Source organism: Natrinema sp. 1APR25-10V2, assembly GCF_031626495.1.
Lineage (GTDB): Archaea > Halobacteriota > Halobacteria > Halobacteriales > Natrialbaceae > Natrinema.
On sequence record NZ_JAMQOJ010000002.1, the window covers coordinates 450,599 to 476,632 of the forward strand.

The 26,034-nt window shown below is 64.8% G+C and carries 31 protein-coding genes and 1 tRNA gene; 19 read left to right on the forward strand and 13 right to left on the reverse strand.

Annotated features, from left to right (window positions below):
• The first annotated feature begins 6 nt into the window (after positions 1-6).
• Positions 7-366, forward strand: a complete 360-nt coding sequence (locus NDO75_RS07970) for a PadR family transcriptional regulator (RefSeq protein WP_310905622.1) — start codon at positions 7-9, stop codon at positions 364-366.
• On the opposite strand, the gene NDO75_RS07975 is transcribed toward NDO75_RS07970, so the two are convergent.
• Positions 360-980, reverse strand: a complete 621-nt coding sequence (locus tag NDO75_RS07975; RefSeq protein WP_310905623.1) for a rnhA operon protein — start codon at positions 978-980, stop codon at positions 360-362. The two genes, NDO75_RS07970 and NDO75_RS07975, sit on opposite strands and share 7 nt — an antisense overlap.
• Before the next feature lie 270 nt (positions 981-1,250).
• The gene (gene rnhA, locus NDO75_RS07980; protein WP_310905624.1) at positions 1,251-1,844 is read right to left on the reverse strand and encodes a ribonuclease HI; all 594 of its coding nucleotides are present in this window, start codon (positions 1,842-1,844) and stop codon (positions 1,251-1,253) included.
• 162 nt (positions 1,845-2,006) lie between these two features.
• Here rnhA and NDO75_RS07985 point away from each other — a divergent pair, with 162 nt between their 5' ends.
• A complete protein-coding gene (locus NDO75_RS07985) occupies positions 2,007-2,969 on the forward strand; it encodes a transcription initiation factor IIB (RefSeq protein ID WP_006184711.1) in 963 nt (320 codons plus the stop codon).
• A gap of 98 nt (positions 2,970-3,067) precedes the next feature.
• Here NDO75_RS07985 and gfcR read toward each other — a convergent pair whose 3' ends face one another.
• Both gfcR and NDO75_RS07995 read right to left on the reverse strand, forming a co-directional pair.
• Positions 3,068-3,721 carry a transcriptional regulator GfcR gene (gfcR, locus tag NDO75_RS07990; protein WP_310905625.1) on the reverse strand — a complete coding sequence of 218 codons (654 nt, stop codon included), beginning with the start codon at positions 3,719-3,721 and terminating at the stop codon, positions 3,068-3,070.
• A complete protein-coding gene (locus tag NDO75_RS07995; protein ID WP_310905626.1) occupies positions 3,718-4,839 on the reverse strand; it encodes a glucose 1-dehydrogenase in 1,122 nt (373 codons plus the stop codon). The genes gfcR and NDO75_RS07995 overlap by 4 nt, the downstream gene beginning before the upstream one ends.
• Positions 4,840-5,011: 172 nt before the next feature.
• Here NDO75_RS07995 and NDO75_RS08000 point away from each other — a divergent pair, with 172 nt between their 5' ends.
• The 5 genes from NDO75_RS08000 to NDO75_RS08020 all read left to right on the forward strand — a co-directional run bounded on the left by NDO75_RS08000 (position 5,012) and on the right by NDO75_RS08020 (position 10,118).
• On the forward strand, positions 5,012-6,313 hold the full coding sequence (locus NDO75_RS08000) for an HAD family hydrolase (RefSeq protein ID WP_310905627.1): 1,302 nt from the start codon (positions 5,012-5,014) through the stop codon (positions 6,311-6,313).
• 312 nt (positions 6,314-6,625) lie between these two features.
• On the forward strand, positions 6,626-7,309 hold the full coding sequence (locus NDO75_RS08005; protein WP_310905628.1) for a helix-turn-helix domain-containing protein: 684 nt from the start codon (positions 6,626-6,628) through the stop codon (positions 7,307-7,309).
• 74 nt (positions 7,310-7,383) lie between these two features.
• Positions 7,384-8,301, forward strand: a complete 918-nt coding sequence (locus NDO75_RS08010; protein WP_310905629.1) for a dihydrodipicolinate synthase family protein — start codon at positions 7,384-7,386, stop codon at positions 8,299-8,301.
• A 54-nt stretch (positions 8,302-8,355) separates the two neighbouring features.
• Positions 8,356-9,492 carry an acyl-CoA dehydrogenase family protein gene (locus NDO75_RS08015; RefSeq protein ID WP_310905630.1) on the forward strand — a complete coding sequence of 379 codons (1,137 nt, stop codon included), beginning with the start codon at positions 8,356-8,358 and terminating at the stop codon, positions 9,490-9,492.
• 86 nt (positions 9,493-9,578) lie between these two features.
• Positions 9,579-10,118 (forward strand): HAD-IA family hydrolase, encoded by a 540-nt coding sequence (locus NDO75_RS08020; RefSeq protein ID WP_310905631.1) that lies wholly within the window; start codon positions 9,579-9,581, stop codon positions 10,116-10,118.
• Between the two features lie 26 nt (positions 10,119-10,144).
• Here NDO75_RS08020 and NDO75_RS08025 read toward each other — a convergent pair whose 3' ends face one another.
• A complete protein-coding gene (locus tag NDO75_RS08025; protein WP_310905632.1) occupies positions 10,145-10,384 on the reverse strand; it encodes a DUF5822 domain-containing protein in 240 nt (79 codons plus the stop codon).
• Positions 10,385-10,527: 143 nt separating this feature from the next.
• On the opposite strand from NDO75_RS08025, the gene panB reads away from it, so the two are divergent.
• The gene (gene panB, locus NDO75_RS08030) at positions 10,528-11,340 is read left to right on the forward strand and encodes a 3-methyl-2-oxobutanoate hydroxymethyltransferase (protein WP_310905633.1); all 813 of its coding nucleotides are present in this window, start codon (positions 10,528-10,530) and stop codon (positions 11,338-11,340) included.
• Positions 11,341-11,561: 221 nt separating this feature from the next.
• Positions 11,562-11,762: a hypothetical protein gene (locus NDO75_RS08035; RefSeq protein ID WP_310905634.1), complete on the forward strand. Its 201-nt coding sequence runs from the start codon at positions 11,562-11,564 to the stop codon at positions 11,760-11,762.
• Positions 11,763-11,836: 74 nt separating this feature from the next.
• Here the strand turns inward: NDO75_RS08035 and NDO75_RS08040 are convergent, their stop codons facing one another.
• The gene (locus NDO75_RS08040) at positions 11,837-12,613 is read right to left on the reverse strand and encodes an alpha/beta hydrolase (protein WP_310905635.1); all 777 of its coding nucleotides are present in this window, start codon (positions 12,611-12,613) and stop codon (positions 11,837-11,839) included.
• A 237-nt stretch (positions 12,614-12,850) separates the two neighbouring features.
• On the opposite strand from NDO75_RS08040, the gene NDO75_RS08045 reads away from it, so the two are divergent.
• Complete coding sequence (locus tag NDO75_RS08045) at positions 12,851-13,099, forward strand: Hsp20/alpha crystallin family protein (RefSeq protein WP_310905636.1); 249 nt, start codon at positions 12,851-12,853, stop codon at positions 13,097-13,099.
• A complete protein-coding gene (locus NDO75_RS08050) occupies positions 13,096-15,357 on the forward strand; it encodes a CDC48 family AAA ATPase (RefSeq protein ID WP_310905637.1) in 2,262 nt (753 codons plus the stop codon). Before NDO75_RS08045 ends, NDO75_RS08050 begins: the two co-directional genes overlap by 4 nt.
• 31 nt (positions 15,358-15,388) lie before the next feature.
• Here the strand turns inward: NDO75_RS08050 and NDO75_RS08055 are convergent, their stop codons facing one another.
• Positions 15,389-16,225, reverse strand: coding sequence for a helix-turn-helix domain-containing protein (locus tag NDO75_RS08055; RefSeq protein WP_310905638.1), 837 nt, complete (start codon positions 16,223-16,225; stop codon positions 15,389-15,391).
• Between the two features lie 310 nt (positions 16,226-16,535).
• On the opposite strand from NDO75_RS08055, the gene NDO75_RS08060 reads away from it, so the two are divergent.
• Positions 16,536-16,862 (forward strand): HalOD1 output domain-containing protein, encoded by a 327-nt coding sequence (locus NDO75_RS08060; protein ID WP_310905639.1) that lies wholly within the window; start codon positions 16,536-16,538, stop codon positions 16,860-16,862.
• Between the two features lie 22 nt (positions 16,863-16,884).
• Here NDO75_RS08060 and NDO75_RS08065 read toward each other — a convergent pair whose 3' ends face one another.
• From NDO75_RS08065 to priS, 3 genes are all read right to left on the reverse strand, one after another.
• Positions 16,885-17,358 carry a peroxiredoxin gene (locus NDO75_RS08065; protein WP_310905640.1) on the reverse strand — a complete coding sequence of 158 codons (474 nt, stop codon included), beginning with the start codon at positions 17,356-17,358 and terminating at the stop codon, positions 16,885-16,887.
• Positions 17,359-17,476: 118 nt separating this feature from the next.
• Positions 17,477-18,451, reverse strand: a complete 975-nt coding sequence (locus NDO75_RS08070) for a hypothetical protein (RefSeq protein WP_310905641.1) — start codon at positions 18,449-18,451, stop codon at positions 17,477-17,479.
• On the reverse strand, positions 18,448-19,623 hold the full coding sequence (priS, locus tag NDO75_RS08075; RefSeq protein ID WP_310905642.1) for a DNA primase small subunit PriS: 1,176 nt from the start codon (positions 19,621-19,623) through the stop codon (positions 18,448-18,450). Before priS ends, NDO75_RS08070 begins: the two co-directional genes overlap by 4 nt.
• 257 nt (positions 19,624-19,880) lie before the next feature.
• Between priS and NDO75_RS08080 the strand changes: the two genes are divergently transcribed.
• Complete coding sequence (locus NDO75_RS08080) at positions 19,881-20,072, forward strand: hypothetical protein (RefSeq protein ID WP_310905643.1); 192 nt, start codon at positions 19,881-19,883, stop codon at positions 20,070-20,072.
• Positions 20,073-20,138: 66 nt separating this feature from the next.
• Here NDO75_RS08080 and NDO75_RS08085 read toward each other — a convergent pair whose 3' ends face one another.
• Positions 20,139-20,615: an N-acetyltransferase gene (locus tag NDO75_RS08085; protein WP_310905644.1), complete on the reverse strand. Its 477-nt coding sequence runs from the start codon at positions 20,613-20,615 to the stop codon at positions 20,139-20,141.
• 167 nt (positions 20,616-20,782) lie between these two features.
• Here NDO75_RS08085 and NDO75_RS08090 point away from each other — a divergent pair, with 167 nt between their 5' ends.
• From NDO75_RS08090 to NDO75_RS08105, 4 genes are all read left to right on the forward strand, one after another.
• Complete coding sequence (locus NDO75_RS08090) at positions 20,783-21,214, forward strand: archease (RefSeq protein WP_310905645.1); 432 nt, start codon at positions 20,783-20,785, stop codon at positions 21,212-21,214.
• Positions 21,215-21,305: 91 nt separating this feature from the next.
• Positions 21,306-22,766, forward strand: a complete 1,461-nt coding sequence (locus NDO75_RS08095) for an RtcB family protein (RefSeq protein ID WP_310905646.1) — start codon at positions 21,306-21,308, stop codon at positions 22,764-22,766.
• 98 nt (positions 22,767-22,864) lie between these two features.
• Complete coding sequence (locus tag NDO75_RS08100) at positions 22,865-23,089, forward strand: AbrB/MazE/SpoVT family DNA-binding domain-containing protein (RefSeq protein WP_310905647.1); 225 nt, start codon at positions 22,865-22,867, stop codon at positions 23,087-23,089.
• A gap of 20 nt (positions 23,090-23,109) precedes the next feature.
• The gene (locus tag NDO75_RS08105; protein WP_345784892.1) at positions 23,110-23,454 is read left to right on the forward strand and encodes a hypothetical protein; all 345 of its coding nucleotides are present in this window, start codon (positions 23,110-23,112) and stop codon (positions 23,452-23,454) included.
• 139 nt (positions 23,455-23,593) lie between these two features.
• Here the strand turns inward: NDO75_RS08105 and NDO75_RS08110 are convergent, their stop codons facing one another.
• Positions 23,594-23,812, reverse strand: coding sequence for a hypothetical protein (locus NDO75_RS08110; RefSeq protein WP_310905648.1), 219 nt, complete (start codon positions 23,810-23,812; stop codon positions 23,594-23,596).
• A gap of 63 nt (positions 23,813-23,875) precedes the next feature.
• Complete coding sequence (locus NDO75_RS08115; RefSeq protein WP_310905649.1) at positions 23,876-24,544, reverse strand: helix-turn-helix domain-containing protein; 669 nt, start codon at positions 24,542-24,544, stop codon at positions 23,876-23,878.
• A gap of 168 nt (positions 24,545-24,712) precedes the next feature.
• Here NDO75_RS08115 and moaA point away from each other — a divergent pair, with 168 nt between their 5' ends.
• The gene (moaA, locus tag NDO75_RS08120) at positions 24,713-25,702 is read left to right on the forward strand and encodes a GTP 3',8-cyclase MoaA (protein WP_310905650.1); all 990 of its coding nucleotides are present in this window, start codon (positions 24,713-24,715) and stop codon (positions 25,700-25,702) included.
• 209 nt (positions 25,703-25,911) lie between these two features.
• Positions 25,912-25,994, forward strand: a tRNA-Ser gene (locus tag NDO75_RS08125).
• Positions 25,995-26,034: the final 40 nt, after the last annotated feature.

Consider the following 26,034-nt stretch of genomic DNA (forward strand, 5'->3'; position numbering starts at 1 on the left):
ACACGTATGTCAGAGGCACAATCAATCACCGGCGAACAGAGCATCGCACGCGAACTCACCGCCTTCCAGAACAACATCCTCGTCATCCTCGCCAAAGAGCCCATGTACGGGCTCGCGATCAAGCGCGAACTCGAGGACTACTACGGCACGGAAGTAAACCACGGCCGACTCTACCCGAACCTCGACGAACTCGTCGATCTGGGACTGGTCGAGAAGAGCGAACTCGACAAGCGGACGAACCAGTACTCGCTGACCGACGACGGCTACGACGCCGTCCTCGACGGCATCCAGTGGACCCTCTCGAAGGTCGTTACCGGCGACGACCGCGCCGAGGAGATCACGGATATCGTCGAGAACAGCTACTGAACGTCCGGATTCGGCTCTCCGGCCACTTCGAAAACGAGCTCGATCGACTCCTCGATCATCTCCTGTTGTTTTTCCGACGGCCAGGCGTTCCGCACGAAGTACTCGGTCCGAAACTCCGCGAGCTCCTCGCTCGTCAGCGACGCGATCGGCTTCGCGTAGTGGTTGCCAGCGAAATCGGCGAGCAGCGCCGCGTTGTCTCCGTGAACGTCGCCGTGGTCCGCTCTGACGGCTTCGACGAGGTCCCGGTTACGTGCGTCGACCGTCTCCCAGTCGTCCGGATCGCTCGTCCCCTCGAGCGGAATCTCGACTGCGCGGTCGATGTCGTCGATGCGGTCGGTCCGGATGACGCCGTCCTCGTGCCACTCCGCGGGATGGAGGACGAGTACGTCGTCGCCGTCGTCGTCGCGGATCCGCGACGTAAAGTCGTGCTCGTCGAGCAGGTCGTCACGTCGCGCGTCGTAGGCGTCGGCCTCGTTCTCGTCGACTGCAGTGCGCTCGAGGCGGGTTATCCGCTCGACCTCGTCGACGACACCTCGAGGGAGTTCGCCGCTGTCGAGTTCGTCGACATCGTCGTCCGGACGCTCGTCGTCGTCCATCGCGTTCTGGTCCGTCATGAGCGATCGTACGTGCTCGAGCGGTTTTCCCATTGCCGATCCGGTCTCGTGGTGTCCCGGGAAGCTGGTTCCTACTTCGGCCACAGCGCCTCTTTTTGCGAACACACTGGGAGAAGTGAAGGCGTACTAGACGGTGTGTTCGGGCGGAGATGTGCCTTGCTCTGGCCGAGTGGCGCTCGCTCGATCACTCCTGCGGTGTCGTCGGCCAAAACGAGCGTCGTTACATCAGGTCGACCGGACTGACGCGATCCGGGGATCGACGAAGCGAGCCTACGCCTGATCCAGCGCCTCGTTCACCAGGCCGTCGGCGCGGTCGTTGACCTCGCGGGGGACGTACTCGAGCGTCCACTCGTCGAACTCGCGAAGCAGTTCGTGGACGGTTACGCGCTTCTCGCGGAGTTCCGGATTGTTCGTGTCGTACTCGCCGCGGACCTGCTTGACGATGAGTTCGGAGTCGCCGCGAACGTGGACCTCGTCGTAGCCGTAGTCGCTGGCGGCCTCGAGACCCGCGATCAGCGCTTCGTACTCGGCCTGATTGTTCGTCGCCGTCCCGATCGGTTCGCCGTCTTCGGCGACGATGCCGTCACCGGTGACGATCACCCAGCCGATCGCGGCCGGGCCGGGGTTTCCGCGGGAGCCGCCGTCGAAGTAGACGTGGGCGCGGCCGCCGCCCTCGCGGAGCAGTGCCTCGAGGTCCCGCGGGTCGGCTCCCTGAATCACGACTTTGTCGTCGTAGGCGACGGCGGTCGCGTCGCCGCGGCTCGCGCGCCAGCGTTCGTGGTCGGTGTTGCCCGACTCGACGGCAACGTTTGCCGCCTCGAGTCGCTCACGAGCGGTCTCGACGTCGCACTCGATAACCGGCATTCGTCTCCGAAATCCGGGGGAATCGGATAAAGGCTTTCCGGTTCCAAAGCGTAAATCTCGTACCTGAATCCCCGTACAGCCTGTTTTCGGCCGATACGGCTCTGGTGGGGAAAACGCTTACCGAATCTTTATATAGTATGGTGATACTACTATAAAAGTGCGATGACACGGTCCACCCGCCAGCGGGAGCGAACGCGCGAGACGGACGAGACCGAGGATCAAGAGGGGGTACGTGCCTGCCCCGAGTGTGAATCGGATAATCTCGTTAAGGACTCCGACCGGGGAGAGCTCATCTGTGAAGACTGTGGGCTCGTCGTGGAGGAGGAACAGATCGACCCCGGCCCGGAGTGGCGGGCGTTCAATCACCAAGAACGGCAGGAAAAGTCCCGCGTCGGCGCGCCGACGACCCAGACGATGCACGACAAGGGACTGACGACGACGATCGACTGGAAGGACAAGGACGCCTACGGACGCTCTATTTCCTCGAAAAAGCGCAGTCAGATGCACCGACTGCGCAAGTGGCAGGAACGGATTCGTACCAAAGACGCCGGCGAGCGGAATCTTCAGTTCGCGCTCAGCGAGATCGATCGAATGGCATCCGCACTGGGCGTCCCGCGCTCGGTCCGCGAAGTCGCCTCGGTGATCTACCGGCGCGCGCTCAAGGAAGACCTCATCCGCGGCCGCTCGATCGAGGGCGTCGCGACATCCGCGCTGTACGCCGCCTGTCGAAAGGAGGGTATCCCGCGAAGCCTCGAGGAAATCTCGGAAGTCTCCCGCGTCGAACGCAAAGAGATCGGTCGCACGTATCGATACATCTCGCAGGAACTCGGCCTCGAGATGCGTCCCGTCGACCCGAAAAAATACGTCCCCCGCTTCTGTTCTGAACTCGAACTCTCCGAAGAGGTCCAGACCAAAGCCAACGAAATCATCGAGAAGACGGCCGAGGAAGGGCTGCTTTCCGGAAAATCGCCCACGGGCTACGCCGCCGCCGCGATCTACGCCGCCTCGCTGCTGTGTAACGAGAAGAAGACCCAGCGCGAGGTCGCCGACGTCGCACAGGTGACCGAGGTGACGATCCGGAATCGGTATCAGGAGCAGATCGAAGCGATGGGCATTCACGGCTAATCGAGATCCGTCTCGAACCCCGATTTTTATCGCAGCAAAACGTGACCGTCAGCGACCGTACAGCGCCGCTGGCCGTGTCGACCGCCCCGACAGCCGCGTTACTCGTCTTTGCCGACGCTGATGACCTGTAACAGCGAGTAGACGGGGACGCCCTCGAGTTCCTCGAGGCCCTGCTTGTCCGCGAGGACGACGCAAGCCAGGGGTTTGCCGCCCTCTGCGCGGATCGCTTCGATCGTCTCTCGCATGGTGGTACCGCTGGTGATGGTGTCGTCGACGATGTAACACTCCCGGTCGCGGATGCCGGCGAAGTTCCGCGAGAAGGTACCGCCCAGTTCCTCGATGTCGCCTTCCTCCCACTGGTGTTTCGCTGGGGTGTAGGTCCCGAGATCGGTCTCGAGTTCGCGGGCGACGAGGGTGGCGATGGGACCGCCGGCCTTCTCGATACCGATCGTCAGATCGACGTCCTCGCCGTGTTTGGCGAGCATGTCGGCCATCGCCGAGGCGACGTCGCTCATCCGCTTGCTGTCCCGGCCGATCGCCGACCAGTCGACGTGGATATCCTGTGGCCCGCTCCCGCCGTTGTCCGGTCGCTGGGATGGCTGCTCGGTTGTCTGCGGGGTCGTCCCGCTGCGCTCGACGAGCCAGCTCGCGGTCTCCCGCGAGACGTTCAGTTCGTCCGCGATCTCGCCCTTCGAGAGCCCGCGAGCCGCGAGCTCGGCCGCGCTCTCGATCAGGTCGTCGACGTTCTTCATATAGCGTCGAATTCGACCGCTGTTTTTATAGGCGTGTCGTCATCCGGAGCCGTCGTCGTCCCGTGTCCGGCCGGGACGCTCGCAGTCGCCTTCGGGAACGCCCGATCGACCGAATCGAGGCCGTAGATTCCCGTCACGATCGCCTCGAGGACCCCGTCGGGAAGCGCTGCGAGCGTATCGATGGCCGCCTCGAAGTGGTCGCGGTTCGAGTTGACGCTACCGACGATCGCCTTGTTGTGGAGGACGAGTTCGCGGTGGAGGCGGCCGCCGTCGACCTCGAACGACCAGTCCTCTGGAACGCCGAGTAAGGCGGCGACGCCGTTGGGGGCGAGCGCGTCGACCGATTCGAAGGCGTGTTTCGCGTAGCCGGTCGCCTCGTAGACGACGTCCATCGGCTCGTAGGCGGCCGGAATCTCCGCGAGCGGCGTCTCGCGGGAGTCGATGTACGTCGCGCCCAGCCGCTCGATGATGTCGATCGACGGGTCGGGCCGGTCGCGCCGACCGAGGCAGTAGACCCGCTCGTAGCCGAGCGTCGTCGTGAACATCGCGACGGTCAGCAACCCGAGCGAGCCGTTCCCGAGGACGAGTGCGGACTCGGGCCGCCAGTCGAACGCCGAGCGAGTCGCGTAGGCGTGCTCGAGCGCCTTCTCGGTGATACTGATCGGTTCGACGAGGAAGCCCCACTCCGCGAGTTCGGCGGGGATCGGGACGAGGTAGTCGGCCGGGCTCGTGATGTATTCGGCCATGAATCCGTGAGCCCCGGCGATGCCGCGTTCGACGTATTCGCCCTCGGGGGCCATGTCGGGTTCGCCGCGCTCGAAGTAGTCGTTCGTCTCGACGCCCGCAGGCGGTCGACGGACCGTCGGGACGACGTACTGCCCCTCCTCGAGGGCCGTTCCGTTCGCGTCTTCGACGACGCCGACGGCTTCGTGGCCGAGGACGAGTCGGTCGTCGCCGGCGGGGACGCCGCCGTGGCTCCCCTCGATGACCTCGTAGTCGGTGCCGTCGACGCCGACGCGACGGATTCGAACGAGCGCCTCGCCGGGGGCTGGTTCTGGAACGGGCCGCTCGACGATTTCGGGGACACCCGCTCCGGGCTGGACTGCGATAGCTTTCATGCTAGCACAGGAGGAACCGTGATGTTAAATATTTATTCCTACTCGAGTAAATTCCTGTACTATCGGTTCGGCTGATCGTCGGTCGCGATTTCGGGTCGATGCGCGCCTCGACGTAGCGGCCGACTCGGCCACACTGCAAACGATTATCCGGCTTCCCATGCCTGTTCCCTACATGGAACGGTACGACCTCGTCTATCAGCTCTACGACGAGTACGATACGAAGACGTTGCGCGAGTACCAGGAGTTCGTCGACGTGTTCCCTGCCGTCGACTCCCGGGTCGCCCTCGAGCACTGGCAGGGCGCGACGGAGGAACTCGAGGAGCGCAAAGACGAGATCCGCTCGTCGTTCGCGGCCGGCGAAACGTTCGCGGAGATCGCCGCCCGCGCGACCCGCGACCAGGCCTTCACCGCGCTGGACCTCGAGGCGAAGTACGGCCGGGCGGTGAACGTCCTCGTGCTCGACGTCGACGAGACGCTGCGCTCGGCCGGCGGAACCGACAACGAGATTCCCCGGGACACGCTGCATCTGTTGACCGAGTTCCACGAGGCCGGCGTCCCGATCGTCATCTGTACGGGCCAGACCCTGGAGAACGTCAAGGGGTTCGCGATCCAGGGGCTCGGCAGCGAGATCGTCCACTCGGGGGACCTCTCGATCGTCTACGAGGCGGGGACGGGCGTGTTCACGCCGGGCCACGGCGCGGACACGAAACAACTGCTCTACGAGGACTTAGAAGAGGAGATACGGGCGATCTTCGACGACGTGCGCTCGCGGGTGCTGCCCGAAGCACCGGAGGAGCTCCGTCGGGGCTGTCACCTCCAGGGCAACGAGTTCAACGTCACGATGAAACCCAACTACGAGACCGGGTCGACGAACGCCCGCGAGATCATCGACGAGGCGCTGGTCTACCTCATCGATCTGCTCGCCGAGGCCGTCGGCGCGACGTTCGAGGGTGATACCAGCGGTGACGGCCGATCCGACGCCGCACCGGACGACGGCGAAACGACCCTGTCCGGCGAGACGATCGCCGACTGGACGCGCGCCTTCTACGCCGCTCAGGATCCCGAGATCAGGGCCGTCCTCGAGGGCGAAGGGGCCTACCCCAACCTCGAAGCCGACGCGATCCCGGCGTCGCTCGCGGCGACCCTGGACCGCATCGACGTCGCCTACTACGAGGCCGACGCGGCCGAGATCGGCAGCCTCGAGTTGAACAAGGTCGTCGGGGTCGAGCGCGCGCTGGACGTTCTGGGCGTCGAGGACCCGTTCGCGCTCGTGATGGGCGACTCCAAGAGCGATCTGCGCGTAATGGAGTGGGTCGACGAGAACGACGCCGGCATCGCGGCCGCACCGGAACACGCCTCACAGGACACGTTAGAGCACGTCCTCGAGACGGACGAACTCGTCTTCGACCGCGGGAAGAGCGTCGACGTGCTCCGGACGGTGTACGCGCTCAACCGGCTGGCTCGGTTAGGGTGAGCGGGGCCGCCGGGCGAAACCGTCATCGCCGTTCCGTCACGTGATTCTGACCGTCGCGAGGGGTGACGTGCGCTCATAAAGGACCTGAAGGGGAAAGCCCGCTCATCAAACGTCTCGGAGTCTTCCCTTCTATCAGACGATCCGGGCGAACGCGGTCGTCAGCGGCGGTCTCGCGACCGTTGTGGCGGCCCGCTTCGGATGCGACGAGCGGATCGGCTTGGTGCTTATGAGACGAATCGAGTCCCACTACCCACACGACAGCGACGTTGTTCGCCGATCGGACTCGAGCCAGCGATACGAGGTGACCTTCCAATGACGACCATCGCAGAACTTTCGCTTTCGACCGACGGGTTCGCGCTCGCAGAGACTTTTCAGCAACTACCGGCCCTCGAGGTCCGCGTCGAAAGCGTCGTCGCGGAAGGGCCGGTCCGGACGACGCCGCTCGTCTGGTTCTCCAACGTCGACCACGGCGATCTCAAGAGCGCCCTCGGATCGGATCCGACGGTCGCCGAGTACAGCCAACTGTTAGAGGACACCGAGGACGGCGAACTGTTCTACCGCCTCGAGTACACCGAGGAAGTCGGCTCGATCTGCCGCTGTGTCTACACCCACGGCGGGACGGTCCTCGACGCCCACGTCACGGACGGTCAGTGGACGCTCAGACTGCTCTTTCCGCACCGTGAGGAGCTCTCGAGCGCCGTCTCCGACATCGAGGACCGCGGCGTCCGGATCGACGTCAAGCGCATGGTCGAAGCCGGCCAGGACGAGGACCTCGAGACGACGGCGGCGGCGCTGACCGAACCCCAGCAGGAGGCCATCGCCGAGGCCTACCGACAGGGGTACTACGACGTTCCCCGCGAGATCTCGCTCGAGGAACTCGCGAACGAACTCGACATCTCTCATCAAGCGCTCTCCGAGCGGCTTCGCCGTGCGAATCGGGTCCTCGCTGGCGAACAACTCGACGAGCCGGCGGGCGAGATGGCGACGCCGGAGTAGACCACGGGACGACCGCTCCAGTTCCGTTCGTACACAGCGGGCGTTTTTTTACCGTTCCCGGCGGACGGTCGTTTATGTCGCACCACGATCCCGGCACTGCCGACCCGCTGTCGCTGCACGGTGTCGTACCGCCGACCGTCACCGCGTTTCAGGAGGACGAGTCCGTCGATTACGAGGCGACGGCCGCACACGCTCGATTCGTCGTCGAACGGGGCGCACACGGCGTCTTTCCGCTCGGCACCAACGGGGAGTTCCCGCTGCTCTCGGACGCGGAACGCGACCGCGTCGTCGAAGCCGTCGTCGAGGAAGTCGGCAACGAGGTCCCGGTCATCGCCGGCGTCGGCGCGCCGAGCACCTACCGAACCGTCGCCCGCGCCGAACACGCCGAATCGGTCGGCGCTGACGGCATCGTCGTCGTGACTCCCTACTACTACCCGCTGGACCACGAGGGCGCGCTCGAACACTATCGTCGGGTCGCCACGGCCGTCGATCTGCCGGTCTACATCTACCACATCCCGAGCAAGACCGGCAACGAACTCTCTCTCGAGACACTCGCTGACCTCGCCGAGATCGACAATCTCGCGGGCGTCAAGGACTCGAGCAAGGACGTCCCCTGGCTCGCGCAGGCGATCGACGCCCATCCCGACCTGACCTTCCTCGCCGGCTCGGACTCGCTGATCTTCACCGGGCTCGAGGTCGGCTGCTCGGGCGCGGTCAGCGCCGTCGCGAACGTCTTCCCGGAGCTCGTGGTCGACTGTTACGAGGCCTACGACGACGGCGACGAGGACCGCGCTCGCGAACTACAGAGCAAGATCTTTCGAGTGCGAGACGCGTTCAAGACCGGCGGCGCGTACATGTCCGGCGTCAAGACCGCGCTCCGGATGCGGGAGTTCGACGCCGGCCCGCTGCGGAGCCCGCTCCGACGGAAGGACGACGAGTCGGCCGCCGAGATGCGGGAACAGCTCCGAGAGCTGGAACTCGAAGGGGTCTGAACCCGAGAGACGTCCCGACGCGGAGACTTTTGTCGCGGCCGTCGAATGGCCGGCATGGAACTCACCGCGGAACAGGAGGCGGTCCGCGAGACCGTCCGGGAGTTCGCCAGCGAGGAGATCAGGCCGACCGCGCTCGAGGCCGACAGGGACGGGGCGTTCCCGGAGGCGGTCTGGGACGGCCTCGCCGACCTCGATCTGACCGGGTTGACAGTCCCCGAGGAGTACGGCGGCTACGACGCCGATCCCGTCACCGCGGCCGTCGTCAACGAGGAGGTGGCCTACGGGATGTTGGCCGTCGCGACGGCGCTGTCGGTCCACTCGCTCGCGACTTCCTGTATCGCGGAGTTCGGCAGCGAGGCCCAGCAGGAGCGCTGGCTACCGGAGATGGCCGAGGGGCGACCGGTGGGTGCGTTCGCGCTTTCGGAACCGCACGCAGGGTCGAACCCCGCGGAGATGACCGCCGAAGCGAGGAGGGAAGGCGACGAGTACGTTATAAACGGCGAGAAGCAGTGGATCACGAACGGCGAGCGGGCTGGCGTTTACATCCTCTTCGCGAAGACCGACCGCGACGATCCCTCGACGGTCACGCAGTTTCTCGTCCCCGGCGACGTCGCCGGGCTGACCGTCGGGGAGCCGGAGGAAAAGCTCGGTCTCCGTGCGAGCGACACGACGAGTCTTTCGTTCGACAACGTTCGGATCCCCGCCGAGAACCGGCTGACAGAGGAGGGCGCGGGGCTATCGGCCGCGTTCCACATCCTCACCGGCGGCCGGATCGCCATCGCCGCGCAGTCGGTCGGACTCGCGCAGTGTGCCCTCGACGAGGCCATAGCGTACAGTCAGGAACGCGATCAGTTCGGCGGCCCCATCGCTGACATCCAGACGATCCGTCACAAACTCGCGGAGATGGCGACCAAGGTTCGGGCCGCGCGATTGCTGACCCGGGACGCCGCCCGGAAGCGAGGAGACGGCTCGAGCCCCGGCGACGCGGCGCTCGAGGCCAGCATGGCGAAGTACTTCGCGAGCGAGGCGGCGACGTTCGTCACGAACGAGGCCGTACAGATCCACGGCGGCTACGGCTACGTCACCGAAGGCGAGGTCGAACGGCTCTACCGCGACGCCAAGATTACGGAAATCTACGAGGGAACGACCGAGATTCAGAAGACGGTCATCGCGCGGGAACTGCTCGAGTGACCGATCGGCCGCGAGCGAACGGCCGGCCGAATCGGGAACGGTGAGGCAGCGATCAGTATATTCCGCGTCCGAACGTACGGTGGGACGTGAACGGATACGACGCCATCGTCTACGATCTGGACGGGACCCTCGTCGATCTCGACGTCGACTGGAACGCCGTCGCCGTCGACGTCCGCGAGGTGTACCGCGACGCGAACGTCGAGCCGCCGGGCGACGGGCTCTGGGGGATGCTCGAGACGGCGAGCGATGCCGGGCTGGCCGCCGAAGTAGAGTCGGCCATCGCGACCCACGAACACGACGGCGCGCGAACGTCGGATCGACTCGCCCACGCCGACGAGTTGCTCGAGCGGACGGTTCCGGCCGGCGTCTGCTCGCTGAACTGCGAGCGGGCCTGCCGGATCGCGCTCGAGGAACACGCGCTCGAGACGGCGGTCGATGCGGTCGTCGGCCGCGACACGGTCGGAACGTGGAAACCGGATCCGGAGCCGTTGCTCGCGACCGTCAGCAGACTCGACGCCGACCCCGAGCGGACGCTGTTCGTCGGGGACTCTACGCGTGATCGAAAAACCGCGGAACGGGCGGGCGTTGCGTTCGAATTCGTCGGTGACGGCCCGTCCGGGCTCTGAACGTCGGCCTCGAGGAGGGGCAGCGGTTACTCTTGATCGTGCTTGCGCTTTGCGTACGCGAAAACCGTAATCGCCGTGAGCAACCAGACGAGGGCTCCGACGCGGATCGCGAACTCGGCGCGCGAGCTCCACGTCGGAAGGGTGGCGGTCGTCGACAGGCCGGCCACGACGGGTGCACCGATCACGATGGTAGCGACGAACGTCGTCTGCATCACCCAGCCGTAATCGACGCCGTCGGGCGAGGTCGTTTCGACGCGTTCTGGCACGCTTGGAACTGACGACCCGGTCCTCTTAAGCGTCGCGGGTGGGGCCGACGGACCGAACCCGACTGGTTCCGTGTTGTTCGGCTGAGCGCACGCCGTCGCTCGAAGAACAACGACGTTTAATCGTGGGAGGGTAACCTATGCGTATGCCTACCGTGCGGGACGTACGAGCGAAGGCGGGCGAGGAGCCGATCACGATGCTGACGGCCTACGACGCGCCGACGGCGGCGATCGTCGACGAGGCCGGCGTCGACATCATTCTCGTCGGGGACAGCCTCGGGAACACGAGCATGGGCTACGAGACGACGCTTCCGGTGACCGTCGACGACATGGCGCGTCACACCGGCGCGGTCGCGCGCGCGACCGAGGACGCCCTCGTCGTCGCCGACATGCCCTTCCTCTCGGTCGGCGTCGACGAGGCGGCCAGCCTCGAGAACGCCGGTCGCATGCTTCAGGAGGAAGACGCCCACGCGGTCAAGCTCGAGTGTGGCCCTCACACCGTCGAACTGACCGAAAAGATGGTTCAGCTGGGGATACCCGTAATGGCTCATCTCGGGCTGACGCCCCAGCACGTCAATCAGTACGGCGGCTATCCTCGGCAGGGAACCGACCAGGAGGCGGCGGAGCGAATCCTCGAACTGGCCGAGGCCCACGAGGAGGCGGGAGCGTTCTCGCTCGTCCTCGAACACGTACCGTCGAACCTCGCGGGGGAAGTGACCGAAGCGATCGACATCCCGACGATCGGGATCGGAGCCGGTCCCGACTGCGACGGGCAGGTGCTCGTCGTCGACGACGCCGTCGGGTTGAGCGAGTGGACGCCCTCGTTCTCGAAGCAGTTCGGGAACGTCCGCGCGGAAATGGAGTCGGCGATCGGCGCGTACGTATCGGCCGTCGAATCCGGCGAGTTCCCCGCCGAGAAACACGGCCACGAGGAGAGTACGCTCGACGATCTCTACTGACGTCTTCGACGCGCTCGGCTGACAGAAAGACGACCTGTTCAGCCGGGAACGGTACACCGCGTGGCCACAGCACCCGTTCACGTTCTCGCCGCGACGCTACGCCCGAGTGCCATCGTCGATACTAGGGTGATAATATAACATATAGGCTAGGAGCCCGTTTAGGGGCAGTGTTTATATATCGCCATCACATAAGCTGAGTTACATCACGGAGGACGGAAACCATGACAGAGTCAACGAGGGCGACGCCCGTTGGAGATGGGTCGGAGGCCGACGATCGGTCGGAATTGCAGCATGTCACCGTGGAGCGAGATGACGTCGCGGTCTGTACGATGTTCCCGCGAGAGATCGGAGAGGAGGCGATGTCGGAGCAGTGGATCACCGCGACGACCGATTCGTTCGTTTCGCTCGCACAGCAGCGATAACGCGCGGAGCCCCGTCGACTCCGCACTCGCGTCGGTCGGGGGGCACCCGCTTTCACCCAACCGTTTTCCTTCTCTTACGTATCGGCCGCTGTGAGAAACTCGTCGACGACTGCGTTGAACGCCGTCGGCTGCTCGAGCATCGCCAGATGGCCCGCGTCCTCTATTTCCGCCAATTCGCCGCGTTCGATTTCGTCGGCGAGGTACTCGTGGAACCACGGCGGGGTCAGCTGATCGTGTTCGCCGTACGCGGCGAGCGCGGGCGTCTCGATTTCACCGAGCCGATCACGAACGTCGAACTCGTGGCTGGTCAGGAAGTCCCGGCGCGTCACCGCCTGTCCACAGTCGTACATCCGTTCCATCGACTCCGCTCGCAGGTCGGGGTCGGGGTCGTGAAAGAGCCGATCCGGTCCGTGGAGGAACTCGACCGCTCGCTCGAAGTCGGACTCGAGCCACTCGAGGAGGTCGTCGAGGACGCCGAGTCGAGCACCGGTACCCGTCAGGACGACCGCGTCGGGGTCGAACGAGCGCTCGAGCAATATGTGCAGGGCGATGGCACCGCCGAGGGAGTTGCCGAGCAGAACGCTGGCGTCGGTCGCCTCGACGACGGCCAGTACGTCGTCGGCGTAGGCCGACAGTGCCGTGTAGCCGGCGCTCGCGTCGGCGTCGTCCGAATCACCGTGGCCGCTGAGATCGACCGCGACGATCGGATATCGATCCGCGAGTGGATGCTGCCCGGTCCAGACATCGCGCGCACCGCCGCTCCCGTGGAGACAGCAGATCGGTGGCCCGTCACCGCCTCGATCGACGACCTCGTAGGCCGTCGTTCGATCGTTGTGTGATACCGTTTCCATACGTAGTAGAACGGGCGGAACCGATATAAATTCACGAGACAGGACGACCGGCGAGCGCCAGCAGCGGGGCTATATTCGTACCAGTCGAAATGGACGTGACACCTTCGGCCGACCGGACCGGAGCACATCCTCGCTGTGAACTACGAACAATCACTTTTCGACGGATCGCATTACAGTACCGTGGTTCTCTACGGAAGATTTATATACTTCTGGTGCTTACCTTGGGTTAGTTGAACCATGACTCTCGAACAATTCACCCGTGAAGAGGGGCAGTTAGCCCGTCGGTACGACTACGACGACAGTACGGTGCTCGCCGTCGATTTCGGTACCGACGAGGCTGACGCCTCCGTCGATTTCGTCGATGATACCGTCATCGTCGTCGTCGACGACGAGCAGTACGAGATCGATCTCCCCGCGGAGGTCGGCGACGCGCACACGTTTATCAAAAACGGAGTCCTCACTGTCGAACTGGAGGAGGAACTATGAAGCTCACCGTCAAACCCCTGAAACAGAAGGACGCGGGCCGCGGACTGGCCGCTATCGACCGTGTCTCGATGAACGAACTCGATCTCGAGAACGGTGACTACATTGTCATCGATGGCAAAGGCGACGGGCAGGCCGTCGCACGCGTCTGGCCCGGTTACCCCGAGGACGAAGGCCGTGGAATCGTCCGGATCGACGGCCGCCTCCGTCAGGAGGCCAACGTCGGGATCGACGACAACGTCACCATCGAAGCGGCCGACGTCAAGCCCGCGAAGTCCGTCACCGTGGCGCTGCCACAGAACTTGCGGATCCGGGGCGACATCGGGCCGCTCGTGCGCGACAAGCTGAGCGGTCAGGCCGTGACCGAAGGCCAGACGGTACCGTTCTCGCTGTCGTTCGGGCCGATGGCCAGCTCCGGCCAGTCGGTGCCGCTGAAGATCGCGAGCACCTCGCCGTCCGGAACGGTCGTCATCACCGACTCGACGAACATCGACATCTCCGAGACGCCGGCCGAACAGGTCAGCTCGGGAAGCGGCGCGTCCGCCGAAGGCGTCCCCAACGTCACCTACGAGGACATCGGCGGCTTAGACGACGAGCTCGACCAGGTCCGCGAGATGATCGAGCTCCCGATGCGCCACCCCGAGCTGTTCCAACAGCTAGGGATCGAGCCGCCGAAGGGCGTCCTGCTGCACGGCCCGCCGGGCACCGGGAAGACCCTGATGGCTAAGGCCGTCGCCAACGAGATCGACGCCCACTTCGAGACGATCTCCGGGCCGGAGATCATGTCGAAGTACTACGGCGAGAGCGAGGAGCAGCTCCGCGAGGTCTTCGAGGAAGCCGAGGAGAACGCGCCCGCGATCGTCTTCATCGACGAACTCGACTCGATCGCCGCCAAGCGCGAGGAGGCCGGCGGTGACGTGGAACGCCGCGTCGTCGCCCAGCTACTCAGCCTGATGGACGGCCTCGAGGAACGCGGCCGCGTCACGGTCATCGCCGCGACCAACCGCGTCGACGCCATCGACCCCGCGCTCCGCCGTGGCGGTCGCTTCGACCGCGAGATCGAGATCGGCGTCCCCGACAAGGAGGGTCGCAAGGAGATCCTGCAGGTCCACACCCGCGGGATGCCCCTCGACGAGGGAATCGATCTCGAGCACTACGCCGACAACACCCACGGCTTCGTCGGGGCCGACCTCGAGTCGCTGGCCCGTGAGAGCGCGATGAACGCGCTCCGGCGCATCCGCCCCGAACTCGACTTGGAGTCCGAGGAGATCGACGCCGACGTCCTCGAGTCGCTCGAGGTCAACGAGCGCGACGTCAAGGAGGCACTCAAGGGCATCCAGCCCTCCGCGCTCCGCGAGGTCTTCGTCGAGGTCCCCGACGTCACGTGGAACGACGTCGGCGGCCTCGGTGACACCAAAGAGCGCCTGCGCGAGACGATCCAGTGGCCCCTCGACTACCCCGAAGTGTTCGAGGCCATGGACATGCAGGCCGCCAAGGGCGTCCTCATGTACGGCCCGCCGGGCACTGGGAAGACGCTGCTCGCGAAGGCCGTCGCCAACGAGGCCCAGTCGAACTTCATCTCGATCAAGGGCCCCGAGCTGCTGAACAAGTACGTCGGAGAGTCCGAGAAGGGCGTCCGCGAGGTCTTCGAGAAGGCCCGCGAGAATGCCCCGACCGTGATCTTCTTCGACGAGATCGACTCGATCGCGGGCGAACGCGGCCAGCGCCAGGGTGACTCCGGCGTCGGCGAACGCGTCGTCTCCCAGCTCCTGACCGAGCTGGACGGCCTCGAGGAACTCGAGGACGTCGTCGTGATCGCCACGACCAACCGGCCGGACCTGATCGACAACGCCCTGCTCCGTCCCGGACGGCTCGACCGCCACGTCCACGTGCCGGTCCCCGACGAGGACGGTCGCAAGAAGATCTTCGAGGTCCACACCCGCAGCAAGCCCCTGGCCGACGCGGTCGACCTCGAGTGGCTCGCCAGCGAGACGGAGGGCTACGTCGGTGCCGACATCGAGGCGGTCTGCCGCGAGGCGTCGATGGCCGCCAGCCGCGAGTTCATCAACTCGGTCGACCCCGAGGAGATGGACGACACCATCGGCAACGTCCGCATCAGCCGAGAGCACTTCGAGCACGCCCTCGAGGAGGTCAACGCGAGCGTGACCCCCGAAACGCGGGAGCAGTACGAGGAGCTCGAAGAGGAGTTCCAGCAGGCCGAGCCCGGACAGGAAGAACAGGTCGGACGGACCTTCCAGTAAGGTCGCCGATCGCGGCCCGGTTTACAGCGATTCATTCTTCGCACGTTTCACACTCGGCAGTGGCATCGCAGCGGTGCGGTCCGTCGTCGGTGACGAACTCGAGGCGCGTCAGTCGCCACTCGAGGACGTACCGGAACCAGCCGACGAGCCCGTGACCCCGTTCGCTGGCCCAGAATCCCGTCTCCGTCCGTTGATCCGGTACGAGACCGGTCGTCAACGCGCTCAGCACGACCGTCACCCGATCGACGAGCAGTAGCCGGCCGAGCGGTCGCTCGACCCGGACGTGCGAATCGAACGCGAAGTCGGAGACGGCGACTTCGGCCGTCGGCACCTCGTTGTGAACGCGTCGCCGGTCGGCCTCGGAAGGGACTTCGACGAACACGGCGACGTTCCGGTCCCGCGCCGCCCCGAGCCACTCGAGCAGCGAAGGACTCAGCACGCTCCCGTCGCCCGCGAGGAGATAGATTTCGCTCGTCGCTTCCTCGAGCGCCGTCCGCGTCCGGTTGTCGACGTCCCGCTGGCCCGCGACCTGCCAGACGCCATCCTCGTCGACCGTCCGCTGCTCGAGGTCCTGTAAGTGGGCCGTCGCAGTCTCGAGGTGATCGCGGTACTCCTGTCGGAGTCGTTCTCGAGCGACGTCGACGGGGACGACGGCGTACCGCCGGGGGTCGGATTCCTGGACGTCGACGAGTCCGCGCCGGTGGAGGCGGTCGACGACGTCGTAGACTCGCGACTGCGGAACGTCGGCGACCTGACTGATCTCCGTTGCCGTCCCCTCCGAGAGCTGCGTCAGTGCAACGAAACACCGCGCTTCGTATTTCCGAAGGCCGAGCTCCTCCAGCGCTTCGACGGCGTCCGCTTTAGACATGATCGACCTTCCCGTTCGGCGAGAGACTCATACGCTACAGGAAATATTTGCACGGGACAGGGAAAAGCTGATCCAGATCTTCAGCCCGATAGAACGGAACGGGAAGCCACCCCCGCCACGGTAGGGAGCGACTGTCGACTCTCGAGTAGAGTTCGATCGACGCACCGACCCTGGTACGTCCATCGAACTCTCTTATTCAAGCCGAAGCTTCGTAGGCAATAGTCCAGTAGCACCCGGTGATGGACGGAACACCGATCGGTTGGGGTCCGGGTGGCGCTGTTCGAGCGTACTACAGCGGAGGGCGTCGCGGATGACGGATTCCGCTCGTGATCCTACGGACGATCGGCCGATACTCGTCGAGCGGACGTACGACGAAACGACGCCAGCGAGTATGGCTGCTGTCTATGCGCTCGCAACTGCACTCGATACCGATCCGATCCGCTGTTCGACCGACCTCGGATTCACGCTGTACGATCACGTCGACCCCGAAGCCCTCGATGCACTGGTCACGCACGGCCACCGCGAGGGCACCGTCACTATCGAGCTATCGCTCGAGGAGTATCTACTCCAGGTCACGGACACGGGCCGCGTCCGCGTGCTGGGGGCTACCGACTCGTCCACGGAATCGGACCGGTAAGCAGAGTCCCGTAGAGCTGATCTCAGTGGGCGATATCGACCGGCTCGAGGTCGGCGAGGACCTCGTCTGCGTGGCCGTCGGGCGAGACGCCCTCGTAAACCGCCTCGATCCGACCGTCCGGTCCGACGAGGTACGTGTTTCGGAAGACGCCGTCGAAGGTGTTGCCGAACATCCGTTTTTCGCCGTAGGACTCGTAGAGGGTCGCGACTTCACCGAACTCGTCGGAGAGGAGATCGAACTCGAGGTCGTAGTCGGCCGCGAAGTCGGCGAGATCGTCGACGGGATCGTCGCTGATGCCGACGACCGCAGCGTCGAGGTCCGCGAACCGAGAGAGCGCGTCGTTGAACTCGCGCGCTTCGGTCGTACAGCCGTCGGTGTTCGCGCGCGGATAGAAGTAGACGACCAGCCGCTGGCCGTCGAAATCCGATCGGCGGACGGTCTCGCCGTGTTGGTTTTGCAGTTCGAATTCTGGCGCTTCGTCGCCAACGTCGAGCATGCACGGGAGTTAGCGAGTGTTGTTGTATACGTTACGGTTTCTCACGGGAATATGTCTCAATACGAACGTCTCCCGAGAACTCGGTAGGTGCGTGAATCTGTCAGCCGCCGCACGGCGGTCACTCGAGGCGTTCGGCCGCCTCTCGGTCGACGAGCGGGGCTGCGTTTTCCTCCGGCAGCGTGACTACGTCGTCGCTCGTCAGCGTATACTCACGGTCGTCGACGCCGAGGATAGAGCCGATGTCGCTGGTGATCCGGACGGTCGTTCGATCGACGGCCGCGGGAGCGGACTCGGTCGATTCGTCCGAGCCCGCATCTCCACTCCCGTCGGTTGGGCCGGCTGTATCGGAACCCGTGTTGGGGCTGTGATCGGTGTCGGGTTCGCGAGCAGCGTCCGCTGCTCGTTCGCTGGTATCGGCTCCGTTTCGCTGGCCAGCTGGCTGCGCCGACGGCCCGTCTCCACCCATGACGTCCGCGGCAGAGACGCCGCTCGAGTCGGCCGCCTCCGACTCCGATCGCGCCTGGGTCCCCGGATCGACCTCCGTCGGCGGTTCCTCCGGCGGAACGGGTGGCGTGTCGTCCGCCGTCGCGCGGTCGGGAGCCGGATCGGTCGATGCGGACTGCGGATCGCTCGGCTCCCCGGCCCGGGTCGGGTCGGGGTCAGCCGCCGCGTCGGGGGCATCGTCGGAGTCGACCGTCGACGCCTCGACGCCCTCGAGAACGTCCAGTACGCGAGACTTGTTCGACCCGATCCGGTCGACGAGATCGTCGAACAGGTCGGCTTCCTCGGCGGTCAGGCCCTCGTCGTCGGCCGGCATCCCAGCCGCGGCGAGGCTGGCCTGCTTGACGAGTTTCCCCATCCGGCGCTCGTAGATCGCCTCGACGACGTCCTTTGCGGTCTCGATCTCGTCGGTCAGGCGGCCCACTTCGGGCGACGAAAAGGGGTCGTCGGCCCGATCGGCGACGCGGTCGCGTTCGTCCTCGAGATCGGCGATGTACTCGCCGACCTCCTGGTAGAACGAGGGGCGCAGGTTCTGGAGGCTGTCTTTCTGACGCTCCTTGCTCTGCACCGAGCGCAACTCGTCTAGATTCATTCTTTCTCCTTCTCGGCTCGGCCGCGTGCCATCAGGAACACGGCGACGTACTCCGGTAGTGACTGGTCGCCTTCCTGGACCGTAAAGCTATCTCCTCCCAACTCGACCTCGCCGCCCTCGGTCACGTCGACGGCGATCTCGTGGCCCGTGAACGTCTCGGGGACGGCGTCGACGAGCGGGTCGAAATCAGCGATGTCGTCTCGCCCGAGGCGCACCGTCTTCAGACCGCTGCCTCCGTGGAGACTGCCCGGCAAGCGGATGAGCCGGTTCGTGTCCGTGGTGACCGGCTCGTCGATCGGCGCGTTGTCCCGCTCGACGGCCGTCTCGGCGAATCGTTCGGCCAACTGGGCGACCGCGGTGTGGACGGTGACGTTGCCCGCCTCGAGTTGCTCGCGGTTGTTTCGAGCCGCGTTCAGCGTGGCCTCGGCTTTGCCCTCGCCGATGCCGTCGAACGCCTGCAAGCGCTCGAGGGCCGCGTCGTCGTCCAGCGCGAGCAACTCGTCCACGAAGTCCATGAAGTGCTCGTGCGTTCTGGCCCCCCAGCCGCCCTCGATCTGGAGTGTGCGGCGCTCGGTCGGCGTCTTCCGCCCTAGCCCCGCGACGGTCTCGGTCTCGATCAACTCGTCGTACTCGAGCCCGATGCCGCGGACGTAGTCGACGATCTCGCGGCGGTGTTCCCGCTCCAGGTGCAGGACGTTCTCGTCGCGGACGTGGACGTGATAGCCGCGTCCGCCCGAGAAGACGATCTCGAGGTCGTCGAAGGCGAAGTCGTCCTCGAGGAACTCGAGCAGCCGAAAGAGGGCGTCCTTGCACTTCGCGAGCATCTCGGCGTAGCTGTCCTCGCCGAGAGTGACGCTCGGCAGGTGGTCGGCGTCGAGGTCGAAGACGAGGTCGGCTGACTGCCAGTCTTTGGCGTGCATCGAACTCGCGCCGGGGTCGCGAAAGCGTCCCGCGGAGAAGTAGACGTGTCGCGGACGCTTCCGGACGAGAAACTCCGAGAGATCGCCCAGTTCGAGGAGCGACCGGTGGCGGACCATCGTCGTATCGGGTCCCTCGGTCCAGGGGATGAAGCCCCACTCGCGTTCGTTCGCGGCGGGCGGCGGCGTGATCTCCGTCCGTCGGTAGTGATCGCGGAATCGCCCCCGAAGATAGGCCCTCGTTCGCTCCTCCATACGACTCGAGTAGTCGTGGGTGGGGGCGTATAATCCTGCCGAAAGGCGCGAACTCGATACGCCGGGATACCGGCGGCTGCTACGGGTCGCCGTCTCTCGGAACGGGACGAATGTGGGCGCCTTACTCCCTCGAGGCGAAGGCGCCGGATTACGCTCGTTTTCCCGCGTGAGAGTTCACGGCGTCCGACGGTCGACGCTTCGAGCTCGGGTCACACGGAAGCAGCCGTTAAGATAGATCGGGTCCGAGGATCGTACGTATGCGCGAAGCCTGGGTCGACCTCGAGTGTCCCGACTGCGCAGAACAGTGGGAACGCAACCGGACCGAGCTGCCCGCGCCGGGAAACGAATTTCGGTGCGACCACTGTGACGCCGAGCGCCCGATCGCCGAGTTTGTGAAGACCCAGCGCGGGCTCGAGATCCACGAGCAGTTCCACGAGAGCGCCGTTTGATCGGCGACTGGACCGTCGGCAAGCTACGGTCGGAGAGTCGAGGTGGGACGCGAGCGGCGTCGATCGCTACCGGCGAATCAGTTCCGAAATCCGGTCGGTGATCCCGACGTCGGACCCGAGCTTCAGGTAGTAGGCGTCGCCGCCGTCCTCGTAGTAGTTGTCGATCCGGCGTTTGATCTCGAAGCCGAGGTGTTCGTAGAACTGGAGGGCGTTTTCGTTGCTGGTGCGGGCGTGACACGTGATCGTATCGTGGTCGTCGGCCACGTGGGCGACGAGTCGTTTGCCAATTCCTTCGCCGCGATACTCGGATGAAACCGCCAGAAAGAGAATGTATCCGTCGCGGCGAACGGCAGCGAACCCGATTAGCTCACCGTCCTGGATGTAACAGTGTACCTTCGACCGGCGATACGCGTCGGTGAAGAAGTCGTATCGCTGTTTGAGCACACCTTCCTGACGGTTGATCGTCTCTTTCAGCTGCCAGGCTTCGTCGACGAAATCGCCGCTCCCCGGGGCGACGACGCGACTGTCGATGTTGACGCTCACTACCACACACTACCAGCGTCGTCAATATAATTCCACCGGCAGTCGATCCTCTGGAACGTCAGACAGCGGCGACATGTTCGCAACGATTCGTGTTCGCTCGACCCCATCAAAAGGCGACGCGTCCGAAACGACGGACATAGGATCCCGGCCGACGAAGCGAGGCTCGAATGGGGTTCGAACTGCGCGATCACACGGCCGACGTCGCGGTAGCGGCGACCGGCGAGTCGCTGGAGGCGGTCTTCGGAGCGGTGGCCGACGGCCTCGCGGCCGCGTCGTGCGACGAAATCCCGGCCGAGAACGGCGAACGGTTTTCGCTCTCGGTGACCGCCGAGAACCGTGAGGCGCTGCTGTTCGACTATCTCGACGAACTGATCTATCTCCGTGACGTTCGGGCGGAACTCCCGGTCGACCACCGTGTCGACTCGATCACGAGCAGCGAGGCGGCCGACGGATCGGCAGCGTGGAACCTCGAGGCCAGCGCCCGCGGCGTCCCGCTCGCCGGCGTCGACGCGCGCGAGGTGAAGGCGGTGACGTACTCCGAGATGCGACTCGAGCGCACCGATGGCGGCTGGGAGGCGTACGTCGTCTTCGACGTTTGAGCGAGTGGCCCCGGTTCGAGACCGCCGACGAGCGGTCCGACCGCGAGCCGAGAGACGAACATCTTTCTTCGCCGCCGTCCGACTCTCGTGTATGACCACGTTCGACGCCGATGGCATCACGCTCGAGCGAGTACGCGAGTACGTCTGGGAGATCCCACAGACGAACGGCATGCGCACACCTGCACGCGTACTGGCCAGCGAAGCGCTGCTCGAGGAGATCGAGGAGGACAAGACGCTCGAACAGATCTCGAATACGACGCACCTGCCGGGAATCACGAAGCACGCGATCTGTATGCCCGACGGCCATCAGGGGTACGGCTTCCCGGTCGGCGGGGTCGGCGCACTCGACGCCGAAAACGGCTGTATTTCGCCGGGAGCGGTCGGCTACGACATCAACTGCGGCGTCAGAATGATGCGGACGAACCTGACCTACGACGAGCTCCGGGGTCGAGAAGAGGAGCTTGTCGACTCGCTGTTTGCCAACATTCCGACAGGTCTGGGCGGCGGCGGCGTCGTCGAAGCCGGCGTCGACACCGTCGACGAAATCCTCGCCCGCGGCGTCGACTGGGCGCTCGAGAACGGCCACGCCGTAGAGGACGACCTGTTACACTGCGAGGACGAGGGGATGCGCGAGGGCGCAGACCCCGACAAGGTCAGCCAGAAAGCCAAGGACCGCGGGAAGAACCAGATCGGCTCGCTGGGGTCGGGGAACCACTTCCTCGAGGTCCAGCGCGTGACCGATATCTTCGACGACGGTGTGGGCGAGGCCTACGGGCTCGAGGAGGACCAGATCGTCGTTCTGATCCACTGCGGTTCGCGTGGGCTGGGTCACCAGACCTGTAACGATTACCTGCGAAAGATCGAGCAGCAACATCAGGGCCTGTTGAATCAGTTGCCGGACAAGGAACTCGCGGCTGCGCCCGCCGGATCGCAACTCGCCGAGGACTACTACGGCGCGATGAACGCCGCGATCAACTTCGCGTGGGTCAACCGCCAACTGATCATGCACCGCACGCGGCAGGTTTTCGAGCGCGTCTTCGATCGGTCCTGGGAGTCCATGGACATGCACCTGCTGTACGACGTGGCCCACAACATCGCGAAGAAAGAGACGCATACCGTAGACGGCGAGGAGCGCGAACTCTACGTTCACCGCAAGGGTGCGACGCGGGCGTTCCCCGCTGGTCACCCCGAGGTGCCGGCGGCCTATCGCGACGTGGGACAACCCGTCATCATCCCCGGAAGCATGGGCGCGGGCAGCTACGTCCTCCGGGGCGGCGAAAACTCGATGGACCTCACGTTCGGCTCCACTGCTCACGGCGCGGGTCGACTGATGAGTCGCACACAGGCGAAGAACGAGTACTGGGGTGGCGACGTCCAACAACAGCTACAGGAGCAGAACCAGATCTACGTCAAGGCCCAGTCGGGCGCGACGGTCGCCGAAGAAGCGCCGGGCGTCTACAAGGACGTCGACGAGGTCGTCCGCGTCTCCGACGAACTCGGCATCGGTGACAAGGTCGCGCGGACGTTCCCGGTCTGTAACATCAAGGGGTGACTCGGAAAGTACGACCTCCTTCCCCACAATCCGTCTCATCTTTCCGTCAGGTCGGTATCGGCGGAAGAACAATACGATTTTGGAGCGTAGTCGTCGGTATGCGCGTCAGTACCGACGACGGTCGGATCTATCTCCCGAAATCCCTCCGGAAGGAATTCGGCGAGGAGTTCGAACTCATCGATCGAGGCGATCGGCTCGTACTCGTTCCAGTACCTGACGACCCGCTCGAAGCCCTTCGTGAAGAGGCACGGAAGAGCGCCAGGTCCGCTGAAGAACTCAAAGAGAGCGCGTTAGACGAAGCGCTCGAGGAAGCAGGCCGATAACGTACGCCGAAACCGACTTCTTGCTCGCGTTAATCAAAGACGACGATTGGCTTCAGGAGGCAGCCGAACGGGTTTACGAGAGACGGAAAGACGAACTCTGGATAGAGCGAACGACGCTGATCGAGCTGATGTTGGTCTCGTATCGAGAGGGGTGGAACGTGCTTCGGACGGTGACCGCCGCCCGATCACTCGTCGAGATTCGGGACGATACGGAAGACATCCTCGCTGCTGCGAGTTACGTCCAGGACGACGGTTTCACGCCGCTCGACGCGCTTCATCTCGTAACCTCTGGAGACGATCCGATCGTTTCGAGCGAGTCGGACTACGACGGTCACTCCGAGCGAGTCAAACTCGAGGACCGATAGTAGCCCCTGAAAATCACTGCACACCCGATCGCACGACGGAAGCGCGGATCGGCGCGAGCAGCGAGCGCGAGACCCGCGGACAGTACGATCGGGGTGTCTATCGGTTCAGTTGGTACTATAGTCTAACCTTCGTCTGCGGCTACTTCACACGGAACGGGCTCTCGTCGTCCTCACCGTCGCCGTCGTCGTCCTCGCTCTCGTAGGGCTTCCGGGCAGTGATCGTGACGGTCGCCTCGGGGTCGTCCTCGTCGGCCCACGGGCTGTCGTAGGCCGAGAGCTCGAGATCGGTCACGTCCCAGCCTTCCGCCTCGATCAGTTCCACGAGGCGACGCTGATCGGCGAGCATATCCTCGTCCATACGGCCCCGTTCGAGCGTCGGCGGGGTAGGTCTTCTGCCGCTCGGTGCGATCGACGACGCCAATCACGCACCCTCGTCGGGCTCGCCGATATCGACCACCTCCTCGACGAGCGTCCGGTGAGCCCGCCGGAGGCGCTCGGAGAGCGCCTGATGAGAGATGTCGAGTTCGTCCGACAGCGCTTCCATATCCATCTCGCGGGGGATCCCGTAGTAGCCACGCTCGAGGGCCGCGACTAGCGTTTCGTACTGCGCGTCGGTGAGTCCGATCCGGCCCTGGCGGTTCTCTTCTAACTGGTGAATCTTCTGGATCTCGATCTGTCGGCCCTGTTCGGTCGCGAACTCGTACGTTCGGGAGAGTGCATCACGCTCGGGAAAGAGGACCCTGAGTCGCCACCGTTCGTTCTCGGTCCGTGCCTCCAGGACCGTGGCCCGCTCCTCGGTCAGTAGATGGAGCATCACGGTGACGTCGTCGACCCAGTGCATTCGGTAGAGTCGCTCGCCGTCGAGGTCCGTGAGCCGCTCGGCCTCGTCGACGCTCGGGTCGTCCCGGAGCGCGTCGCCGAGGCCCGCGAGCGTGGACTCGTCGCTCGCAAACCAGACGTACGGCATCACGTGGTCGGGATCGTACGCGACGACGCGTTCGATCTCCACGTCGAGGCCGTCGGTCACCTCGAGCGTATGTCGCAGCGCGAACTCCGCGGCGGGGATCGTCAGTTCCGCGATGGTACTCATGGCCGCGTTCACCACGCCGACGACCAAGAGACCCTGACCACGTCCGTCGGCAGCGGTCGCCGACGGATCCGATCGTCGTTTACCGTTGACACCAAACGAAACCGAAACCCGTTACGGAACGCCGAAATCCCCGGCGCGTTTAAGCAGGTCCGACTGTAACTCGGTAGCATGCTCACCGACGAGTTCGGGCGCGAGGTGACCGGGGTGCGCGTCTCGCTCACCGATCGGTGTAATTTCGATTGCGTCTACTGTCACAACGAGGGGTTAGGCGACACCCGCGGGCCGATGGACCCGCAGGACGACGAGATGTCGACCGACGACGTCGTTCGCTTTCTCGAGGTCGCCGCCGAGTTCGACGTCGACGCGGTGAAGTTCACCGGCGGCGAGCCGATGCTCCGGGACGATCTCGAGGAGATCATCGCACGCACGCCCGACGAAATGGAAGTCTCCCTGACGACCAACGGTACGTTCCTCCCCGGCCGTGCCGAGGGCCTGGTCGACGCCGGTCTCGAGCGGGTCAACGTCTCGCAGGACGCGCTCGATCCGGCTGATTTCGCCGAGATCACCAAGAGCGGAGCCTACGAGAAGGTCATCGAAGGGGTCGACGCGGCGCTCGAGGCGGGCCTCGACCCGGTCAAGCTCAACATGGTGGTCTTCGAGCACACGGCGGGCTACGTCCCGGAGATGGTCGATCACGTCGCGGAAAACGACGGGCTCCAGCTCCAGTTGATCGAGTACATGCCCGAACTGACCGGCAAACCGGAGTGGAACGTCGAAATCGAACGCGTCCACGACTGGCTTGCCGAACAGGCCGTGGAGATCGAACACCGGGAGATGCACGACCGGAAGCGCTACTGGATCGGCGGGACAGCGGACGACGGAGGGGGGATGGTCGAAATCGTCGACCCCGTCGAGAACCCGACGTTCTGCGCGAACTGCCACCGCGTTCGAGTCACTCACGAAGGCTATCTGAAGGGGTGTCTCAACCGCAACGACGACCTCAAACCGATGGGCGAGATGACCAAACCCGAGATCCGAGAGGCCTTCCGCGACGTCGTCGCAAATCGGGTGCCCTACTACGGCGAATACATGGTCCGAAACGACGAGGGGGAGTGGGAGGTCAACGACAAGTACATCGAGGAGTTCGTCGGCGCGTAGCGCCGGCCGATCGGACGCGCTCGATCGCCCGTCTCCGTCGCCGAACTCGAGCGCAGTCCCTCGATTCGATGCGGCTCGGTAACAGGCCTACTACTGCCGGGCGGTCGCCACCTTTCGTTGCGCTTAAGTAGTCGACGGGGGTAGGTCCGGGTGCGATACGTGTAGGGGAGTGATCCCCGAGTCCGCGAGGGCGACGATAGATAGACCGTGTTGTGGTAGCCAAGCGGCCCAAGGCGCATGGTTGCTAACCATGTGGCGTCAAGCCTCCGGGGTTCGAATCCCCGCCACAACGTCGGATACTCAGCTGGCGTTTTCCCGCCAGTCGATTTGCA

What these genes read in the sequence shown, in the direction of transcription:
- NDO75_RS08110 (WP_310905648.1), bottom strand. Translation starts at nt 23,812, where the DNA reads ATGGACGAGGATATGCTCGCCGATCAGCGTCGCCTCGTGGAACTGATC.
- NDO75_RS08055 (WP_310905638.1), bottom strand. Translation starts at nt 16,225, where the DNA reads ATGTCTAAAGCGGACGCCGTCGAAGCGCTGGAGGAGCTCGGCCTTCGG.
- NDO75_RS08095 (WP_310905646.1), top strand. Translation starts at nt 21,306, where the DNA reads ATGACCACGTTCGACGCCGATGGCATCACGCTCGAGCGAGTACGCGAG.
- NDO75_RS08010 (WP_310905629.1), top strand. Translation starts at nt 7,384, where the DNA reads ATGTCGCACCACGATCCCGGCACTGCCGACCCGCTGTCGCTGCACGGT.
- NDO75_RS07995 (WP_310905626.1), bottom strand. Translation starts at nt 4,839, where the DNA reads ATGAAAGCTATCGCAGTCCAGCCCGGAGCGGGTGTCCCCGAAATCGTC.
- NDO75_RS08005 (WP_310905628.1), top strand. Translation starts at nt 6,626, where the DNA reads ATGACGACCATCGCAGAACTTTCGCTTTCGACCGACGGGTTCGCGCTC.
- NDO75_RS08090 (WP_310905645.1), top strand. Translation starts at nt 20,783, where the DNA reads ATGGGGTTCGAACTGCGCGATCACACGGCCGACGTCGCGGTAGCGGCG.
- rnhA (WP_310905624.1), bottom strand. Translation starts at nt 1,844, where the DNA reads ATGCCGGTTATCGAGTGCGACGTCGAGACCGCTCGTGAGCGACTCGAG.
- moaA (WP_310905650.1), top strand. Translation starts at nt 24,713, where the DNA reads ATGCTCACCGACGAGTTCGGGCGCGAGGTGACCGGGGTGCGCGTCTCG.
- NDO75_RS08070 (WP_310905641.1), bottom strand. Translation starts at nt 18,451, where the DNA reads ATGAATCTAGACGAGTTGCGCTCGGTGCAGAGCAAGGAGCGTCAGAAA.
- NDO75_RS07985 (WP_006184711.1), top strand. Translation starts at nt 2,007, where the DNA reads ATGACACGGTCCACCCGCCAGCGGGAGCGAACGCGCGAGACGGACGAG.
- NDO75_RS07975 (WP_310905623.1), bottom strand. Translation starts at nt 980, where the DNA reads ATGACGGACCAGAACGCGATGGACGACGACGAGCGTCCGGACGACGAT.
- NDO75_RS08060 (WP_310905639.1), top strand. Translation starts at nt 16,536, where the DNA reads ATGACGGATTCCGCTCGTGATCCTACGGACGATCGGCCGATACTCGTC.
- NDO75_RS08045 (WP_310905636.1), top strand. Translation starts at nt 12,851, where the DNA reads ATGACTCTCGAACAATTCACCCGTGAAGAGGGGCAGTTAGCCCGTCGG.
- NDO75_RS08080 (WP_310905643.1), top strand. Translation starts at nt 19,881, where the DNA reads ATGCGCGAAGCCTGGGTCGACCTCGAGTGTCCCGACTGCGCAGAACAG.
- NDO75_RS08015 (WP_310905630.1), top strand. Translation starts at nt 8,356, where the DNA reads ATGGAACTCACCGCGGAACAGGAGGCGGTCCGCGAGACCGTCCGGGAG.
- NDO75_RS08100 (WP_310905647.1), top strand. Translation starts at nt 22,865, where the DNA reads ATGCGCGTCAGTACCGACGACGGTCGGATCTATCTCCCGAAATCCCTC.
- NDO75_RS08065 (WP_310905640.1), bottom strand. Translation starts at nt 17,358, where the DNA reads ATGCTCGACGTTGGCGACGAAGCGCCAGAATTCGAACTGCAAAACCAA.
- NDO75_RS08000 (WP_310905627.1), top strand. Translation starts at nt 5,012, where the DNA reads ATGGAACGGTACGACCTCGTCTATCAGCTCTACGACGAGTACGATACG.
- NDO75_RS08050 (WP_310905637.1), top strand. Translation starts at nt 13,096, where the DNA reads ATGAAGCTCACCGTCAAACCCCTGAAACAGAAGGACGCGGGCCGCGGA.
- NDO75_RS07970 (WP_310905622.1), top strand. Translation starts at nt 7, where the DNA reads ATGTCAGAGGCACAATCAATCACCGGCGAACAGAGCATCGCACGCGAA.
- gfcR (WP_310905625.1), bottom strand. Translation starts at nt 3,721, where the DNA reads ATGAAGAACGTCGACGACCTGATCGAGAGCGCGGCCGAGCTCGCGGCT.
- NDO75_RS08040 (WP_310905635.1), bottom strand. Translation starts at nt 12,613, where the DNA reads ATGGAAACGGTATCACACAACGATCGAACGACGGCCTACGAGGTCGTC.
- panB (WP_310905633.1), top strand. Translation starts at nt 10,528, where the DNA reads ATGCCTACCGTGCGGGACGTACGAGCGAAGGCGGGCGAGGAGCCGATC.
- NDO75_RS08115 (WP_310905649.1), bottom strand. Translation starts at nt 24,544, where the DNA reads ATGAGTACCATCGCGGAACTGACGATCCCCGCCGCGGAGTTCGCGCTG.
- priS (WP_310905642.1), bottom strand. Translation starts at nt 19,623, where the DNA reads ATGGAGGAGCGAACGAGGGCCTATCTTCGGGGGCGATTCCGCGATCAC.
- NDO75_RS08035 (WP_310905634.1), top strand. Translation starts at nt 11,562, where the DNA reads ATGACAGAGTCAACGAGGGCGACGCCCGTTGGAGATGGGTCGGAGGCC.